This window comes from Variimorphobacter sp. HTMS_6, from assembly GCF_059717775.1.
In genome coordinates, this window is the sequence record NZ_AP046094.1 from 3,647,277 (window position 1) to 3,663,744 (window position 16,468).

Genomic DNA, 16,468 nt, shown 5'->3' on the forward strand with positions numbered 1-16,468 from the left:
AAGTCTATCCAAATTATTCATTACTTTTTAGAGTAAACAGTCTTTACACTAACTCCTTTTATCATGCCTAGCTTACCTGCCAAAGTACTGATGATATCAGCTTCTGCATTCACAACTACGCTTATGATATTTATGTTCTTCTCTCTATAAGGGATTCCCATTCTGCCTATAATATACTGTCCGTAATCATGCAGCAGTCCATTTAATTTTTCAACAGCATCAACATCTTCAACAATGATGCCAATCAATGCAACTCTGGTTTCCAACTGTTTATCCTCCAAAAAATCCCTATGCCATACAGCATAGGGATTAACTTTAACCACTTAAAAATCATCTTATTACGGTTGATTCCGGTCTTAAGATTTGACTTAAAATGTTATCTCCTATGCCTTTTCCTCAGATATCCTTATGAATTGGCTAGGATAATTTTAACATCTTCTCTAATCTATGTCAATAGTCATACTAAACTGGTAGGGATAATATTTAATGCTCATACCACCCAACCACACCCGGTGTAAGGTTAATATTAATTTGTTTAATCTCCTGATATTCTTCTAATCCATGAACACCAAGATCACGACCGATACCACTCATCTTATAACCACCCCAAGGTGCTTCGTTATAGGTTGGATTATAACAGTTAATCCAAGTGATGCCTGCACGTATCTCTTTTATGACACGATAAGCACGTGTCAAATCAGAGGTAAATACTGCTCCTGCGAGTCCGTATATTGTATCATTTGCCTTTGCAACTGCTTCCTCTTCCGTCTCAAAGGTTTGTATCGTTACGACCGGTCCAAAGATTTCCTCTCTAACTATTTTCATATCCGCGGTGCAATCATCGAATATGGTAGGCTTTACAAAGTAACCTTTCGCACATTCTCCCTCCGTATATCGCTCACCGCCATATACTAAGTTAGCTCCTTCCTCGATTCCGCTTTGAATATAGCTTAGTACCTTTTCCATATCCTTCTTTGTAATTAACGGCCCTAAATCCGGATTGTCTCTACCATCTCCGATAGTCATGGCATGTGCTTTCTTAACCAATCGCTTTACGAATTCATCCTTAATGGACTTCTCAATAATAATTCTTGAGCCTGCAGAACATACCTCTCCCTGATTAAAGAAGATACCAATCATAGCCCATTCTACCGCTCCATCGAGATCAGCGTCTGCAAAAATGACATTCGGTGACTTTCCACCAAGCTCCAATCCAATCTTTTTCACATTCTCAGCAGCTGCAACCATCAGACTTTGGCCAACCTTTGTGCTTCCAGTAAAGGTAATCATATCTACATCTATGTTCTTACCCATTTCAGATCCAACCTCAGCATCACCTTGAAGAAGATTTACACATCCCTTTGGCAATCCCACCTCGTCAAATATCTCAAATAATTTAATCGTAGACAACGGTGCCTTCGGACTTGGCTTGAATACAATACTATTGCCGGCTGCCAATGCGGGAGCAAGCTTCCATACCGACATAAGGAACGGATAATTCCATGGAGTAATCTGTGCCACTACACCTACCGGCTCATGCACGGTATAGGTATGCATTTTCCCGAAATTCCCATTAACATCATATACACCACCATAAGGTGCTTTAATTAATCCAGCATAATACCGGAAGGTATGTACCCCGTCATCAATATCACCTTGTGCCTCACGAAGCGGTTTTCCATTGTCCAGCGTATCCAATAAGGTAAGCTCATCGATACGGGCTTCAATTGCATCCGCAATCTTTAATAAGATATCTCCACGCTGCTGGGAGTCCATATCCCTCCATTCGCGCGTTACATAAAAGGATTCTTTCGCTGCTGCAATTGCTCTTCTGGTATCCTCTACACTACTTTCAGAAACCAGCGCAATAACCTCCTCATTCGCCGGATTAATTACCTCAATCACTTTACCGGATGTTCCTTCTATCCATTCCCCGTTAATATAATTTTTAAATGTTTCCATGTAAATAGCCTCCTTCCATGATCTCCATGTTACTTTTACTGCATTAAATATGTATTAATTGAAAACCTTATACCAACCCCAAAGTCAATACGCTAAATTAAATGAATTCTTCTCGCTAAGATATGTATATTTCCGTCAATTTTTCCAGAATGCAGATTTATTATATTTATATTAAATATGCTCTGATACCAGTCCCTCTATGGATCATGCAAATAAATCAATCATGTTTATATCATTATTTACAATTATATTTAATTGTTTATACATTCAATAACCTTATACCATATATAAAGTTTTACTCTTCATGATATATCACTTGACAATTTTTTATTAGATTCTATACTTAACATAAGTATCTTTATTCATTTACTATAACAAAGAACAAAACCAGGTTAATAGCTATCTTCACCTCGAAAGAAAGGAGGAGCATTCTTGGAGCTGGATCAAATATCAATCGGAAAAATGGCTGAACTGAATCAAGTATCCGAACAGACCTTGCGTCTATACGATAAGATTGGTTTACTAAAGCCCCAGATCATTAATGAGAAGACTGGATACCGCTACTACACCATCGGTCAATCAGCCACTCTGGATATGATTCAATACTATAAGCATATGGGATTTTCTTTAAAGCAGATTCAAGAAGAAATCACGAATATTGATTCCATGCAGCAGAATTTGAAAAAGCGTTATAATGAAATCGAAGCCGAGATAAAGAGATTGGAGCTATGTAAGAAATCTATTCAAAGAACCATGGATAATTATAATCGTTATCTTACGATGCCCCGGGTAGGTGAAGTATTCTTAGAATATATTCCTCCTCGTAAAATTATCGTATATAATACCGGTTATAATATTCTCGATTATGACTATAAACATTATGAATATAACCTGCGATTATTAAAGAATCATCTACTGGAAATCGACTTCCCTATGTTGTATTTTTGTAACGCGGGTACCATAATTAGAAATTCATACCTTGCATCCTCCCATCTGTATAGTGATGAGATATTCTTATTAACCGATGAAGATAGCACAAAGTACCCTTCAATAGAAGAAATTCCTCCCGGTTCCTACTTATCGATGTGCTGCTCCGGTTTCTATAAAGAGAAGGAATATGCATCGATTCTTATGGCCGAAGTAAAACGTAGGAATTATCATATTGATGGAGATTATTTTTGTGAAGTAATCTCCGAATACCCTAGGGATACGGAACAGGGCCGTCAGTTTTATTATAAAATTCAGGTAAAAGTCGTTTAGAATGTTGCAACTTTATATTGCGATATGAAATAAAGTAACTATAAACGGATCAATTTAATTCAAAGGAGCCCTCATATGAAATACGTATGTCCACACTGTCATGAAGTTGTTACCTGCAAATGGTGGGAATCAAAAGCAAAATTACAATGTAAAAACTGCCATAAGTTTGTCTTTGAATCCGTAAAACAAAAATTAAGTTATGTAACCTTTGCCTCCGCACTGCTTGGTATCTTATCCATCGTATATATTATGGAAATGCTACGTACTGCCATATGGATCAAAATTCCCTTGTTGATCGTTGTTCTTGCCGTCCTAGCTCTTCTTGTTTCCACAATTGAAAGTATAATCTGCAAAGACCTTTCAGCAGGCGAAAAATAAAACGTTATATCGTGAAATATGTATGAATCGCATATTCAAAATAAAAGGGCTGTTACAAAACAAATAAATTAATGAAATGATGTTTTATGCCATAATGCACGGTTTCGAATACAAACTGTGTGAAGCAATATAACAATTATTCCGAATTAATTATTTGTTTTGTAACAGCCCTATTTATAAAAATTTTTACACCTTAAAGCGGTATCCTACACCCCAGATCGTTTCAATATATTGAGGTTTCGAGGTATTAAACTCAATTTTTTCACGAATTTTCTTTATATGAACCGTAACTGTGGCTATATCGCCCACCGATTCCATATCCCAGATATCACGGAAGAGCTCCTCTTTGGTATAAACATGATTTGGATGCTCTGCCAAGAAGGTTAGCAAATCAAATTCCTTCGTGGTAAATATCTTCTCTTCTCCATTTAAGAATACTCTTCTGGCTGTTTTATCAATCTTTAACCCTCTGATTTCAATCAATTCATTTTCTTTTACTCCTGAACCAATTAGTCTGTCATATCTAGCAAGATGTGCTTTCACTCGAGCTACCAATTCACTTGGACTAAATGGTTTTGTCATATAGTCATCAGCACCCAGCCCTAAACCTCTGATCTTATCGATATCATCCTTCTTTGCTGACACCATAATAACTGGTATGTTCTTCACTTCTCGAATCTTCTTGCAGATCTCAAAACCATCCATATTCGGGAGCATCAAATCAAGAATGACTAATTCGAACTCTTCGTTTAATGCTCGCTCAGCTCCAACATCACCCGTTGTTTCTACTTCAACCTCGAAGCCACTAAGCTCCAGATAATCTTTTTCCAGTTCCGCTATCGCAAGTTCATCTTCTACAATCAATATTCTGCTCATAATATCACTCCTTATCGTATTTATAGCTCTTCTTCGCTCTTAAAACTCTTCTTTAGGGTAAATATAATTGTGGTGCCCTCTCCCTGTTCACTCTTCGCCCATATCCTTCCGGAATGATCTTCAATAATCTTCTTTGAAATCGCAAGCCCCAGTCCGCTTCCGCCCTTCTTAGAATTTCTTGAAGCATCTGCACGGTAAAAGCGATCAAAGATATAAGGGATATCAGCTTGTGGGATCCCAATTCCGTTATCTTCAATTTCGATTTGAACAAAATTACCAAAATCATGAATGCGAATTTGTATAATACCTTTACTCTTATCAATATACTTCACCGCATTACCAATAATATTATTAATAACTCTTTTTAACTGTTCTGCATCCGCTACCACATAGGTCTGATCATTCAAGTCATTCTCATACTTAATCTCCATGTTCTTCACCTCAAGATCGAGGGCAAGGTCTTCGATACAGTCATCAAAGTATTCTTGAATATTGATCTCCTTAAAGGAGTATGGCACCGTATTACAGTCTATCTTAGCATAGAAAGCAAGCTCATCCACCAAAATGGACATGTCATTTGCTTTTGTAAAGATTGTCTTTAGATATTTCTCCTGCTTCTCCGGAGTTACCGCAACACCGTCCAGTAATCCTTCTGAATATCCCTTTATCGCAGTTAGCGGTGTTTTCAAATCATGCGATATATTACTAATTAACTCTTTGATATCCTCTTCATATTGAAGACGGCTTTCAATCTGTTCCTTCAGCCGGATTCTCATCTCTTCAAAATCTTCACAGAGTTGTCCGATTTCATCATTTGTCACCGTCTGAACCGAATATTCCAGATCTCCTTCTTTAATCTGATTCATACCGGCACGTAATCGATTAAGAGGTCTTAAAATGCTTCGATAAATCCAAAACATTAGCAATACCCCAGTGAATGTTATGATTACTAAAAAAGAGATAACACTTTGGGAAATAACCGCTTTGATTTGAGGGAACAGCATGTTCAAGTCAGTTATAACAAAGATCGTACCCTCTCCTCCATCAGAAAAATAAAAATCCTGAGATTTTACCAAAAAAGGGTGCTTGCTGCCGAGATACATACCACCGTCAACATCGGTATTATATACCCCGAATCGCTGCAGCTCGCCGGATATCATATTTAATTTATCCTGATTACCAGCAAATATAAATTTATTATTTTTACGAATTGCAACAAAGGAATATTTATAGCTCAGTTCCTTATTAATGTTTTGTATATACGACTCATCCTCCAGTTTCTCCGGAGTTTTCAGAGCTGCCAGCTTAATCTCATTATATGTCCCACGGGTAAGTAGATTCAATATTTGTATAGGTCTGGTCAATATCTGAATCGTATCCGCTTCAACATCATAGGACTGCTGAACGGAATTTGTCTGAAATCTTACGATGGTTCCTGCCGCCACAGAAAGCAGGATGATCGGAAGTGCAATCATTATAAAAAACGCAGTCAATAACCTGTCCTTTAATTTCAATGGATCCAACTCCTCAATTCTATATTCAATCAATCTAAAGGTATCATTTTATTAAGTATATCATGTCATTCTCATCTTTGCACAGAAAAAAACCATGACGTTTCTAAAGTTTTCATTAATTAATAGCAAATATAGCAAGAAAAAGTTCTAGCTAATTTAGAATATTTAATGTATAATGTCTCACAATTATTTACTAATTATAACCAAAGTTTTAATTTAGGAGGTAGCTCATATGAATCATAACGAAATCTTTGACTCGGAATATTGTAATGTAAGATATGTAGAAAAAGACAATGTAGTATATTTAACGTGGAAAAAGTTCTGCTGCTTTGATAATTACAGAATTCCAGCAACTTTTGCGCAAAACCTGTTGTCCCGTCATCCCGGAAGTAATTTTATCGTGGATGCCAGAAATGGCTTTGAAGATGATAAAGAAGATGTTGAATGGGGCTTTCAAACTTTACTTCCCGGTATGTCAAAAACCGATTGCCAGTATGTAATTTTTATTCTGAATGAAGTCAATGAGATAGAAGGGGAAATGGATATGTGGACCAAAGAATTCACGAAGTATTTTACAACCAAAAAGGTCAAAAGCTATGATGAGGCAGTACGTGTAATTAAATCGTAAAATAGGGATGTTGTAAAATAAATAATTCTATTAAGGAACAATGTTATTTGCCTCACACATAGGTTGGAAGAACATCATTCATTTTTTGTATTTCGCAGTCGTACATAAAAGTTCGCCTTCGAAATACAGAAATCATGAATATTGTCTTCCAAACAGTGCATTATGGCAATATAACATTATTCCTATAAATTATTATTTTGCAACATCCCTATATACACTAATAACTATTTTAAATAGCCCTTAAGAACTTCAATTTTATCTGCCTTTTCCCAAGGAAGATCAAGATCAAGTCTACCAAAGTGACCATAAGCAGCTGTTTGCTTATAGATCGGTCTTCTTAAATCGAGCATCTTGATAATACCTGCTGGACGAAGATCAAAATGTTTACGGATAATGGTAACGAATTCTTCATCCGTTAGCTTACCGGTTCCGAAGGTGTCAACCATGATTGAAGTTGGCTCAGCCACACCGATTGCATAGGATAATTGAATCTCAAGTCGATCTGCAAGACCTGCTGCTACCAGATTCTTTGCTACATAACGAGCTGCATATGCTGCGGAACGATCAACCTTGGTACAATCCTTACCGGAGAATGCACCGCCGCCGTGTCTTGCATATCCGCCGTACGTATCAACAATAATCTTTCTTCCTGTTACACCGCTATCACCGTTTGGTCCACCGATAACAAAGCGTCCTGTTGGATTGATAAAGAACTTTGTATTTTCATCCACTAACTCTTTCGGAAGGATTGGATCTAATACATATTGCTTTATGTCCTTGCGAAGTTGCTCTGTTGTCACTTCATCTCCATGTTGAGTGGAGAGAACAACTGCATTTAGATGAATCGGATTACCGTTTTCATCATATTCTACTGTAACCTGAGATTTACCGTCAGGACGAAGGTATTTTAATACACCGTCCTTTCTAATCTTGGTAAGCTGTCTGGTAAGTTTGTGTGCTAAGGATATCGGATAAGGCATGAATTCTTCTGTTTCATTCGTAGCATAGCCAAACATCATACCTTGATCGCCTGCGCCGATTTTAGATAACTCTTCATCCTCTGTAAGTTTCTCTTTTACTTCAAAAGCGGTATCCACACCTAAAGCAATGTCCTTTGATTGTTCATCAAGAGCGACGATAACACCGCAGGTGTTCGCGTCAAAACCATATTCGGAATGATCGTAACCGATCTCACGAATCGTATCTCTAACTGTTTTCTGAATATCAACATAACCTTGCGTGGTTACCTCGCCCATAACAAGTACAAGACCTGTTGTAATTGCTGTTTCACAAGCAACGCGGCTCATAGGATCCTGCGCTAATAAAGCATCTAATACTGCGTCTGAAACCTGATCGCAGATTTTATCCGGATGGCCTTCTGTTACTGATTCCGAAGTAAATAATCTTTTTTGCACCATAATATTAATCCTCCTTGTGCGTATTATCCCAAATGCGATGGATATAATAACAATAAATAAAAAAATAAGCCCGCGAAAGCGGACCTGACATTAAAGTAAATCAAATCCCCTTATTGTTCGATTACTCGCTCAGGTTGGCACCTTCCTTAGCAGGGGTTGCCGTGACTTCATAGAGCCTTACTCTCCGTCACTCTGAATAAGAGAAAAATATAATATTCAATTTAATTACTTTTATAGCATTAGAATATAACGGATTCACATATAAGTCAAGAAAATTATTATAAATTATTTAAAGCTTATTTCGTAAGTGTATTCAATATCCATTTTATCCATTTTTTTATACCAACTCAAGGTTCGCTTACCTACATCAAATTAAAAATCACTAGGTATTTTCTATATTCCCGCACATTACACATACATCGATACAACTGTATTTCCCACCAAAAAAATGTTATATATCGACAATATATTGTAAATAGTACTAATTTAGTACACATTTCCTTTTTATTGAATTGACTTTTATTGGCTAAATACATATACTTTACTTATATACATGACCCAAAGTTTTTATCTTACCTAATCGATAAATCCATGAAAGGAGACCCGTAAAACTACGGATTAGTGATCCTTATGAAAACAATCAAAGTTTTAGTGAATCAGGCTGTTCCAGGTATGATTATTTCATCTGATGTTTATACGAAGGATGGTCATTTAGTGATAGCTAAGGATACCCCATTAACGGATAAGATAATAACGCGATTGGTATTTTACTCAATCCTGGATGTTTCGGTGTATGATGCTGCAAATTCCGAAAAAACCTATATTGAACATGAAGCTTCTTCATATTATGAAAACATTAAAAAGAGTGAGGGCTTCCTCCGATTTCTACAGGCTTATAAGAATACTGTAGTTTCCTTTAAAGAAGCAATCGATCGTGTTATAAATGGTGAACAGGAAATTGAAACCGATAAGTTACTAAAAGATACTAAAAATATATTGAATAAATTCGACTCAAATATCGACCTATTCAATATGCTTCACTGCATCAGACAGTATGATGACACCACTTATATTCATAGCCTTAATGTAGCAATTATTTGTAACATCATAGGAAAATGGCTTGATTTCGATCAGGAAGATTTGGACGTAATTACTCTAAGTGGGTTATTACATGATGTTGGAAAATTAATGATTCCCTCTAAGATCATAAAAAAGCCCAGCAAGCTTACAGACGATGAGTATACACTCGTAAAGACTCATACCATTCGTGGTTATAATCTTTTAAAGAACAAGGATCTCGATCCCCGTATCAAGCGCGCTGCACTGATGCACCATGAAAGATGTGACGGTACCGGATATCCCTATGGATTTAACAACGATCAAATCGATTCCTTTGCTAAATTAGTATCAATCGCAGATGTTTATGATGCGATGACTTGTGCAAGGGTTTATAGAGGCCCTCTCTGTCCCTTCCAAGTGGTATCTATCTTTGAGAGTGAAGGATACTCAAAATATGATCCAAAGTATATCATGATCTTCCTAGAAGGCATCGTTCAAACTTATATCCATAATACTGTGAAGTTAAATAACGGAGTGGAGGGGGAGATTATATTCATCAATAAGATGGAGCTATCAAGACCTGTCGTTCGTTCCGGTAAGCAGTTTATTGATCTTACCAAGCAACGGGATCTCCAAATCGCGTCCGTAATTTAAAATAGAAAAAGAGGGATGTTGCAAAACATATAATGTTTTAAAGGAATAATGTTATATTGCCTCACACACTGTTTGGCAATATAACATTATTCCTTCAAATTAATTATTTTGCAATATCCCGTCTTTATTATTAGCTAATTTTTAATTTAAATTTTTTGATTGATTTAATATCATCAGAATCAACCTTTATCATATCGGCGCCCAGACTCTGCATCTTATATTCTAACTTCTCATAACCACGTTCTACATATTCTACGTCTTCAACAATAGTAAATCCGTCTGCAATCAATCCTGCAATAACAAGGGCAGCTCCACCTCTTAAGTCCGGAGCAGAAACTACTGCACCTGTAAGCTTACTTACTCCTTCTATGATAGCGGTATTACTTTCAACCTTAATGTTAGCACCCATACGGCTCAACTCATCTACATATTTGAAACGGTTCTCAAATATACTCTCCGTTACGATACTAGTACCCTTAGATAGCGCCAGTAATGTGGTCATCTGAGGCTGCATATCCGTTAAAAAACCGGGATAAACCAAAGTCTTAACATGTGTACTACCTAATGTATTCTTTGCACTTACTCTTACCGCATCATCAAATTCTTCAACCTCTGCACCAATTTCCAGCAACTTTGCAGTAAATGCTTCCAAATGCTTCGGTATAACGTTCTTTATCAATACATCTCCCTTTGTTGCTGCTGCAGCAAACATAAAGGTTCCTGCTTCAATCTGATCAGGAATAATGGAGTATTCACATCCATGCAGTTTTGATACACCCTTGATACGAATTACATCCGTACCAGCGCCTTTAATATTCGCACCCATGCTGTTGAGGAAGTTTGCTACATCAACTACATGAGGCTCTTTTGCCGCATTTTCCAATATCGTCTGTCCTTCTGCAAGACAAGCCGACATCATAACATTAATTGTAGAACCCACACTACAAACATCAAAATAAATATGTGCTCCGATTAAAGCATCTGCGTCTGCACAAATCGAACCATGTTCAATCTTAACAGTTGCGCCCAATGCTTCCCAGCCCTTAATATGTTGATCAAAAGGTCTACTGCCGATATTACAACCGCCCGGTAACACAACGGAAGCTCTTTTATATTTTCCAAGTAATGCACCCACTAAATAATATGACCCTCTGATTTTTCTAACATAATCAAAATCCACATCAAGTGAATGAATATTATTACCTGTTATGTTCACGGTATTAGAATTAATTCTTTCTACCTTAGCACCGATATCTTCTACGGCGCGTAATAATACATCTATGTCTCTTACATCCGGTATGTTTTCTATCTTAACTGTCTCATCTGTCATAACTGCTGCTGCTATAATACCAAGCGCTGCGTTCTTATAACCACTAACGGTTACTTCCCCACAAAGTGGTTTTCCACCTTTTATTATATATTGCTCCATTGCGCACCTCAATTTTTGAACTTATGTTTTTCGATTCGTATGTAAATTTTTCCATATTTTTACTTATGATTTAACATCAACTTAAATTATACCATAAAGTAATGTTTTGTAAATAATTTTTATCATTTTTATAGGCTTTATGGCCTCTTTTACCTGTTAAGCATCTGTTTTTATATATTATCCTAATCATTTTTTCACATTAAATACTATTTTACATGAAATGCAACAAATAAGCCATATGTTACTATAGGAAATTTTAAATCTTTTTACCAATTGCAGTTTTCTAATTCTACAGACGGACTATGGATAAACAAACATCCTGTAATATTGGATACTGATCAAGCAGTGATTTGCCTTCTTGATTATCTATTGTAAGTATCACTGCAAAATCCTCTTTCATCTGCTTTGAGAATTCGATTAAGTTAAAAATAGTTGTTTGACTTAACTCATTTGTATTCTCAACGACCAAACAACACCCTTTTAAAATCTCACGTTTAGTTGCAAGCTTTAGGCTATTTAATTTTTGTGAAGTGATTCTTGCGATTTTGGGAGACGACAAAAAGCCTGCTTTATTCATAAATAAAGCCAATGCTTTTGATAGATCATTCTTACCCTCTTGATCATTACCTATAACAACCGTCATAACCGGTTTTAATTCCTCGCGTAACAAATTATCCAGAGCTTCTAATATCTCTAGCTTGACTGTTTCTTCACTGAGAAAATCGCCGAAAATATCTTCCGGGTTAACTCCCGTGGTTTCTTTTATGTAGCAAAGAATAGAATCTTCTTCTATTTGCTCTTCCAGATCAATTACAAAAACCTGCTCCTCCTGAGTTGGTTTAAATTCTTCCTCCCCGGCCGTTTCCGGTTCCTGGTCCTGGACTAAGCCAACGTTTTCTTCTTCCGCTACTTCTGGTTCCTCATCCTGGGTTGATTCAATTTCTTCCTCCCCAACTACTTCAGGTTCCTGCTCATGGCTAACAATAATCTCTTCCCCTTCAGCGTCATACTTATCGGAAGCATCTTCTCTGAGAAACACTGTCTCCAGTGCAACAGCAACCTCCTCATACAATTGATCTGCTGCCTCTTGGCGCAGCTGGTCGGTATCTTCTTGTTCTTGTTCCACTACTGGGGTTACGTCCTGTGTATTCTCCTGAACAGTTCCTGCTCTTCGCTTTAACTCCTCCATAATCTTTTCCTTGCTGGTACCATTTGTAAAGTAGGAGCGGAGTAATTTCGCTTTCTCAACATATATGCCATCACAAAACCAAAGAATAATGTCAGAGCATTCCTTGACACACTCTTTTTCCATTCCGGCCTTATAATATAGCTTAGCGAGTTCATAAGCCCATTTTTCTGAGTACTCCATCTTCTTAAGCTTTTCTAGGCTTTGTATTAGCTGTTCGTAAGACGTCCCTTGTAATTTATCAATTTTATAGCGAAAGATATGGCTTTCAAAATCTTCCTGCGAATATTTTTCATATAATTCAAAATATCTTTCAGCCTCTGATACATCATCTCTTTTGATAGAAATGTCTATTAACTGAGCGATTGTTTTACGTGTTTTTGTCTTCTGATATATTCTGTAATATATCTCTTCCGCCTCATCATAGCGACCATTTTCTTTAAAAACCGATGCCATGAGGTTGAGATCCGACAAGTTTTTAACCTTCTTTAAATCTATTGTGTCAAGCACCTCTTGTGCGGATAGCAAATCGCCTTCTTGTACTTTTTTTCTGATTTCTTCTGTTTTCACTATGATTGCATAGCTACCCATCACTTAACCTCCTTTGTATATTGTTAACCCTTTTCATCGAATAACTGATAACATTTATACTATCATTAGAATGCAGTTAACACAAGAGTAAGCTTTTCAATTTGTGTAAATTATTGGTTCTTATAAAAATCAAGAGTAAACTCCAATTCAGGAGTCAATTCTATGTTCTCTTTTTGAAGTGTGCGGTACCTTCCTTCTATTTCACGTATCTTCTTAAGCTTGTCTCTATAAAAGCGGGTCATAGCCTCTTCAAAAACCGGCTGGCTCTTTATTTGTTCACGTAAGCTCTTCTCAAAAGGACAATAGGTGGACATAATTTCTCTAACAATTTTATTTAATTTTGATACCCCGTTTGACTCTAATAGAACCCAGTTTTCATAATCCAGCACAAATATTTCCCTGCTGTTATTACGCCCCTTTTGAATCTGCATCTTTATCTTCTGTTTCTTTTCTTCCGATAAGTCCTTATTTTTGCGATAAAACTGGATATAGTCAGAATACTCGGAGGTAAGAGACTTCTGCGCAATATTATTCCAAGCGGTTCCTTCAATTGTACGGCATAGTTCCCAACGAAAACGTCCTAATATACGTACGAGAATTGTTTTTAAAGAACCTTCCGCAAAAATCGGAAGCATAACGCGTCCTGCACTATCTCTTCTTTTACCCGCAATCTCCTGCCACATAACACCGTTGCTACCCACATTAGGCATTAAGATAATGTCTGGATATATCACCTTCGTTATATATTCCTTAAGAATCTTTTTCTCCTGATTCGAATAAACCACTTCACGTGCAAATACAGAGTAGTCAATCTTCATAAGCTCGTCGATAGTATTCATAACTTTTGATCTTGATAAGTAATATCTCATAATATCTCCCGGCCATTGTTCACTGTACAAAATCGGAACAAAGCTCGAAAGCTGACCGTTCGTTGTTCTATTATTATAACGGAACATATTCTGAATCTCATAAGACAACTTTTTCTCAGGATCTATCGCCCACCTAGCGACTTCCTTCTCATTTAATTGTCCTCTTTTCTTTTGATCCGCTAGCATCTCCGGATACTCAAGGTCGAATTCATTCTTGGAAGGTTCTCTTTTCCCCTCATAAATCATGGTGAGCCATTCCTTTATATCATACACATAACAATTTCCCTCACCGGGCTTTTCTTCCTCCAGGAAATAGAGTGTAAGCGCTTGATCATCTGTCAGAAGGCGTTCATCCGCAAACCCGTACTTCAAGAACATGTCAACCAATCGGGATACCTGCCCCTCCTTATAAGCCCTGAGGAATACAAGGTGGTATAGTTCATAAAAATGATCAATCAGATGCCTACGAAGAGAACGTACACTTTCATCGGTTGAGGTTTTATCCTTTAACTGCCCGAAACGGTTCATCACAAGCATCATATTCTCTGCTTTGGAATCATCAACGCCCGAATAAGCTAACAGCTTCGCAAAGGAATCTTTCAATTCACCAAGAGCTTTTTGCATGTCTTCCTTCGTATATTTTTCATCACTAGAGTTTTCAATGTCAGGATTCAGCTCACTAGTAAGTAGAATGTGATAACCTTCCTCCATCTTTTTACGATTCACTTTAAGCTTCTGATCCAAGGAACGTTCTGCAAATATCTCGGCTTTATTAATCTGTTCAATAATTCCATCCAAAATATCAATCAGCTGAACACCACCAATATTATTCCCGTGTGAAGAATATCCGGTAATCTGAGCGAACAAGCAGTTATCTGTATCATCTACCAAACATTCTGCCAGCTCCAAGAAGGTTTGAGACAAATTCTTCAGCTCTTCCAGTTGTTGATTTACGATAGAAGACTGCTCCTCTAACTGAAACAAAGTAACGGTATTACCATATGAGTAAAACAATTTAACTGCATCCATCGGCAAACTCTTACACGCACAGTAATAGTTAATTCTGTCGCCGATTAATTCCAACTGCCTTTCCGGTTGTGCTAAAGTTTCAAACCGTTCAAATACAGGAAGTTGTATTTTGTTTTTTCTAGCCGTTACCTGCAGATTTTGATAGGTGGTAGATATATTCTGATATAGTTCTGTAACATTCTCCAAAAGTCCCTGATATATCTGATCCAAATCATAGATAGTCTTATAAAAAGACGCCACCATAATTCCATGATAATCTTTATTCGCTGTTAAAATAGTTTCAATTTCATCCGGTTGTTTAACCGCGAATACAAATACAATTAAATCATCAAAAGCTGTATAGGTACTTTGATATTTCCCAAGATATAAATCATTAATTCCCAAAAAAGCACCTGATCCCATAAGAACTTTTGCCCCATCATTGTGCATGAGAACACGGCCCTTTATAATCATTGCAACATAGGAAACCGGTTCCCCCTCTATAAAAAGATTACTACCTTTTAAAAATTGGTTTACAGTATTAGGATTCATTTATGACACCGCCAATCGTTATTATTCTTACGTCAATATAATTCAATTATATAGTAATTTTGACGATTCAGAAATAGAAAACTGTCATATTTTTATAATTTAGTACAAAAGGCTTATAAATATGGATTAATATGAAGAAAGATGATTATAAAAAAAAGAAAATGCAAAAATGCATTTTCTAAGTATATTCTTTATTTTAAATTCCGCGCGCTCTGCTTCGAATGCTTACCATAAGCGTTACCCTTACAGTTAACTCGACTCAGGCATCCTCACGGCACACAGGAGCTTTTGTTTAGTGCTGCTTCATTCCTGACCTGACACGGTTCACAAATTCCTGTTGCGCAAGACCCAAGCGTCAACATCACTTATAAGGGGCAGCCCTACAGTAAAACACCCTAGGCAGAACATCACCCCTGCTGTAGCGGATTGCAGGTACAGGGCACCGCTATCTCCCCGGCTGCGCGGAAACTTTATGACGATTTTAGTGAAATCTTTTCATCAGCAAATGAGCTGTATTGCAAGTATATAATTTTTAATAGAGAATGTCAACCCTCTTGCTTTTCCAATTTATTACGAATCCGTAAATCCTTGAAAAATGATTGTAGCATGTCGGTACACTCCTGTTGCAAAACACCGATTTCCAGTTCGACCTGATGGTTAAATTCCTTCATCTGTAAGAGGTTTAAGATAGATCCTGCACATCCCGCTTTTGGATTCATCGTCCCGACAACAACCTTTTTTACTCTGGCTTGGACGATGGCACCGGAACACATCTGACAGGGTTCCAGAGTAACATACATTGTACAGTCCTCGAGCCTCCAATCGCCCATCGCTTTACTAGCCTTCTCAATAGCAATGATCTCTGCGTGGGCCAAGGTTGTCTTTTTTGTGTTTCGTTTATTATAACCACGGCCAATTATTTTATCCTGATAAACGATGACACAGCCGATTGGCACTTCACCTAATCGAATTGCTTTCTTTGCCTGTTTCAACGCTTCTTTCATATACTTCTCGTTAGACATAACTTCCCGGTTCCTTTTCAACTGGACTAGCTTCTCCATATTTGGTATAGTTATTCTATCAT

General features: G+C 37.1%; 13 protein-coding genes, 1 other RNA gene and 1 riboswitch. Of the genes, 4 read left to right on the top strand and 10 right to left on the bottom strand.

Annotated features, from left to right (window positions below):
- Positions 1–20: 20 nt before the first annotated feature.
- Both AC6IWN_RS16460 and AC6IWN_RS16465 read right to left on the bottom strand, forming a co-directional pair.
- Positions 21–266: a TM1266 family iron-only hydrogenase system putative regulator gene (locus AC6IWN_RS16460; RefSeq protein ID WP_497992217.1), complete on the bottom strand. Its 246-nt coding sequence runs from the start codon at positions 264–266 to the stop codon at positions 21–23.
- A 217-nt stretch (positions 267–483) separates the two neighbouring features.
- Complete coding sequence (locus AC6IWN_RS16465; protein WP_497988849.1) at positions 484–1,962, bottom strand: aldehyde dehydrogenase family protein; 1,479 nt, start codon at positions 1,960–1,962, stop codon at positions 484–486.
- Between the two features lie 432 nt (positions 1,963–2,394).
- Between AC6IWN_RS16465 and AC6IWN_RS16470 the strand changes: the two genes are divergently transcribed.
- Positions 2,395–3,222 carry a MerR family transcriptional regulator gene (locus AC6IWN_RS16470; protein WP_497988851.1) on the top strand — a complete coding sequence of 276 codons (828 nt, stop codon included), beginning with the start codon at positions 2,395–2,397 and terminating at the stop codon, positions 3,220–3,222.
- A gap of 75 nt (positions 3,223–3,297) precedes the next feature.
- Positions 3,298–3,600 carry a hypothetical protein gene (locus AC6IWN_RS16475; RefSeq protein WP_497988853.1) on the top strand — a complete coding sequence of 101 codons (303 nt, stop codon included), beginning with the start codon at positions 3,298–3,300 and terminating at the stop codon, positions 3,598–3,600.
- A 186-nt stretch (positions 3,601–3,786) separates the two neighbouring features.
- Here the strand turns inward: AC6IWN_RS16475 and AC6IWN_RS16480 are convergent, their stop codons facing one another.
- Entirely contained in the window at positions 3,787–4,476 is a 690-nt protein-coding gene (locus AC6IWN_RS16480; RefSeq protein WP_497988855.1) for a response regulator transcription factor, read from the bottom strand.
- A gap of 20 nt (positions 4,477–4,496) precedes the next feature.
- Entirely contained in the window at positions 4,497–5,990 is a 1,494-nt protein-coding gene (locus tag AC6IWN_RS16485) for a sensor histidine kinase (protein WP_497988856.1), read from the bottom strand.
- Positions 5,991–6,222: 232 nt separating this feature from the next.
- Between AC6IWN_RS16485 and AC6IWN_RS16490 the strand changes: the two genes are divergently transcribed.
- Positions 6,223–6,618, top strand: a complete 396-nt coding sequence (locus AC6IWN_RS16490) for a hypothetical protein (RefSeq protein ID WP_497988858.1) — start codon at positions 6,223–6,225, stop codon at positions 6,616–6,618.
- 224 nt (positions 6,619–6,842) lie between these two features.
- Here AC6IWN_RS16490 and metK read toward each other — a convergent pair whose 3' ends face one another.
- Positions 6,843–8,033 (bottom strand): methionine adenosyltransferase, encoded by a 1,191-nt coding sequence (gene metK, locus AC6IWN_RS16495; RefSeq protein WP_497992218.1) that lies wholly within the window; start codon positions 8,031–8,033, stop codon positions 6,843–6,845.
- Positions 8,034–8,143: 110 nt separating this feature from the next.
- A riboswitch (SAM riboswitch) is annotated at positions 8,144–8,239 on the bottom strand.
- Between the two features lie 427 nt (positions 8,240–8,666).
- Between metK and AC6IWN_RS16500 the strand changes: the two genes are divergently transcribed.
- Positions 8,667–9,749: an HD-GYP domain-containing protein gene (locus AC6IWN_RS16500; protein ID WP_497988860.1), complete on the top strand. Its 1,083-nt coding sequence runs from the start codon at positions 8,667–8,669 to the stop codon at positions 9,747–9,749.
- Between the two features lie 130 nt (positions 9,750–9,879).
- On the opposite strand, the gene murA is transcribed toward AC6IWN_RS16500, so the two are convergent.
- The 5 genes from murA to tadA all read right to left on the bottom strand — a co-directional run bounded on the left by murA (position 9,880) and on the right by tadA (position 16,406).
- A complete protein-coding gene (gene murA / locus AC6IWN_RS16505; protein ID WP_497988862.1) occupies positions 9,880–11,178 on the bottom strand; it encodes a UDP-N-acetylglucosamine 1-carboxyvinyltransferase in 1,299 nt (432 codons plus the stop codon).
- 289 nt (positions 11,179–11,467) lie between these two features.
- Entirely contained in the window at positions 11,468–12,955 is a 1,488-nt protein-coding gene (locus AC6IWN_RS16510; RefSeq protein ID WP_497988864.1) for a hypothetical protein, read from the bottom strand.
- 110 nt (positions 12,956–13,065) lie between these two features.
- A complete protein-coding gene (locus AC6IWN_RS16515) occupies positions 13,066–15,384 on the bottom strand; it encodes a DUF8509 domain-containing protein (RefSeq protein ID WP_497988866.1) in 2,319 nt (772 codons plus the stop codon).
- Positions 15,385–15,587: 203 nt separating this feature from the next.
- Positions 15,588–15,849, bottom strand: an RNA gene (ffs, locus tag AC6IWN_RS16520) — signal recognition particle sRNA large type.
- A gap of 80 nt (positions 15,850–15,929) precedes the next feature.
- Positions 15,930–16,406, bottom strand: a complete 477-nt coding sequence (gene tadA, locus AC6IWN_RS16525) for a tRNA adenosine(34) deaminase TadA (RefSeq protein ID WP_497988868.1) — start codon at positions 16,404–16,406, stop codon at positions 15,930–15,932.
- Between the last annotated feature and the right edge of the window lie 62 nt (positions 16,407–16,468).

Bases quoted from the DNA above. Each gene is read 5' to 3' on its own strand.
- AC6IWN_RS16465 (WP_497988849.1), bottom strand. From the start codon at position 1,962: ATGGAAACATTTAAAAATTATATTAACGGGGAATGGATAGAAGGAACA.
- AC6IWN_RS16475 (WP_497988853.1), top strand. From the start codon at position 3,298: ATGAAATACGTATGTCCACACTGTCATGAAGTTGTTACCTGCAAATGG.
- AC6IWN_RS16480 (WP_497988855.1), bottom strand. From the start codon at position 4,476: ATGAGCAGAATATTGATTGTAGAAGATGAACTTGCGATAGCGGAACTG.
- AC6IWN_RS16490 (WP_497988858.1), top strand. From the start codon at position 6,223: ATGAATCATAACGAAATCTTTGACTCGGAATATTGTAATGTAAGATAT.
- AC6IWN_RS16500 (WP_497988860.1), top strand. From the start codon at position 8,667: ATGAAAACAATCAAAGTTTTAGTGAATCAGGCTGTTCCAGGTATGATT.
- murA (WP_497988862.1), bottom strand. From the start codon at position 11,178: ATGGAGCAATATATAATAAAAGGTGGAAAACCACTTTGTGGGGAAGTA.
- AC6IWN_RS16510 (WP_497988864.1), bottom strand. From the start codon at position 12,955: ATGGGTAGCTATGCAATCATAGTGAAAACAGAAGAAATCAGAAAAAAA.
- AC6IWN_RS16515 (WP_497988866.1), bottom strand. From the start codon at position 15,384: ATGAATCCTAATACTGTAAACCAATTTTTAAAAGGTAGTAATCTTTTT.
- tadA (WP_497988868.1), bottom strand. From the start codon at position 16,406: ATGTCTAACGAGAAGTATATGAAAGAAGCGTTGAAACAGGCAAAGAAA.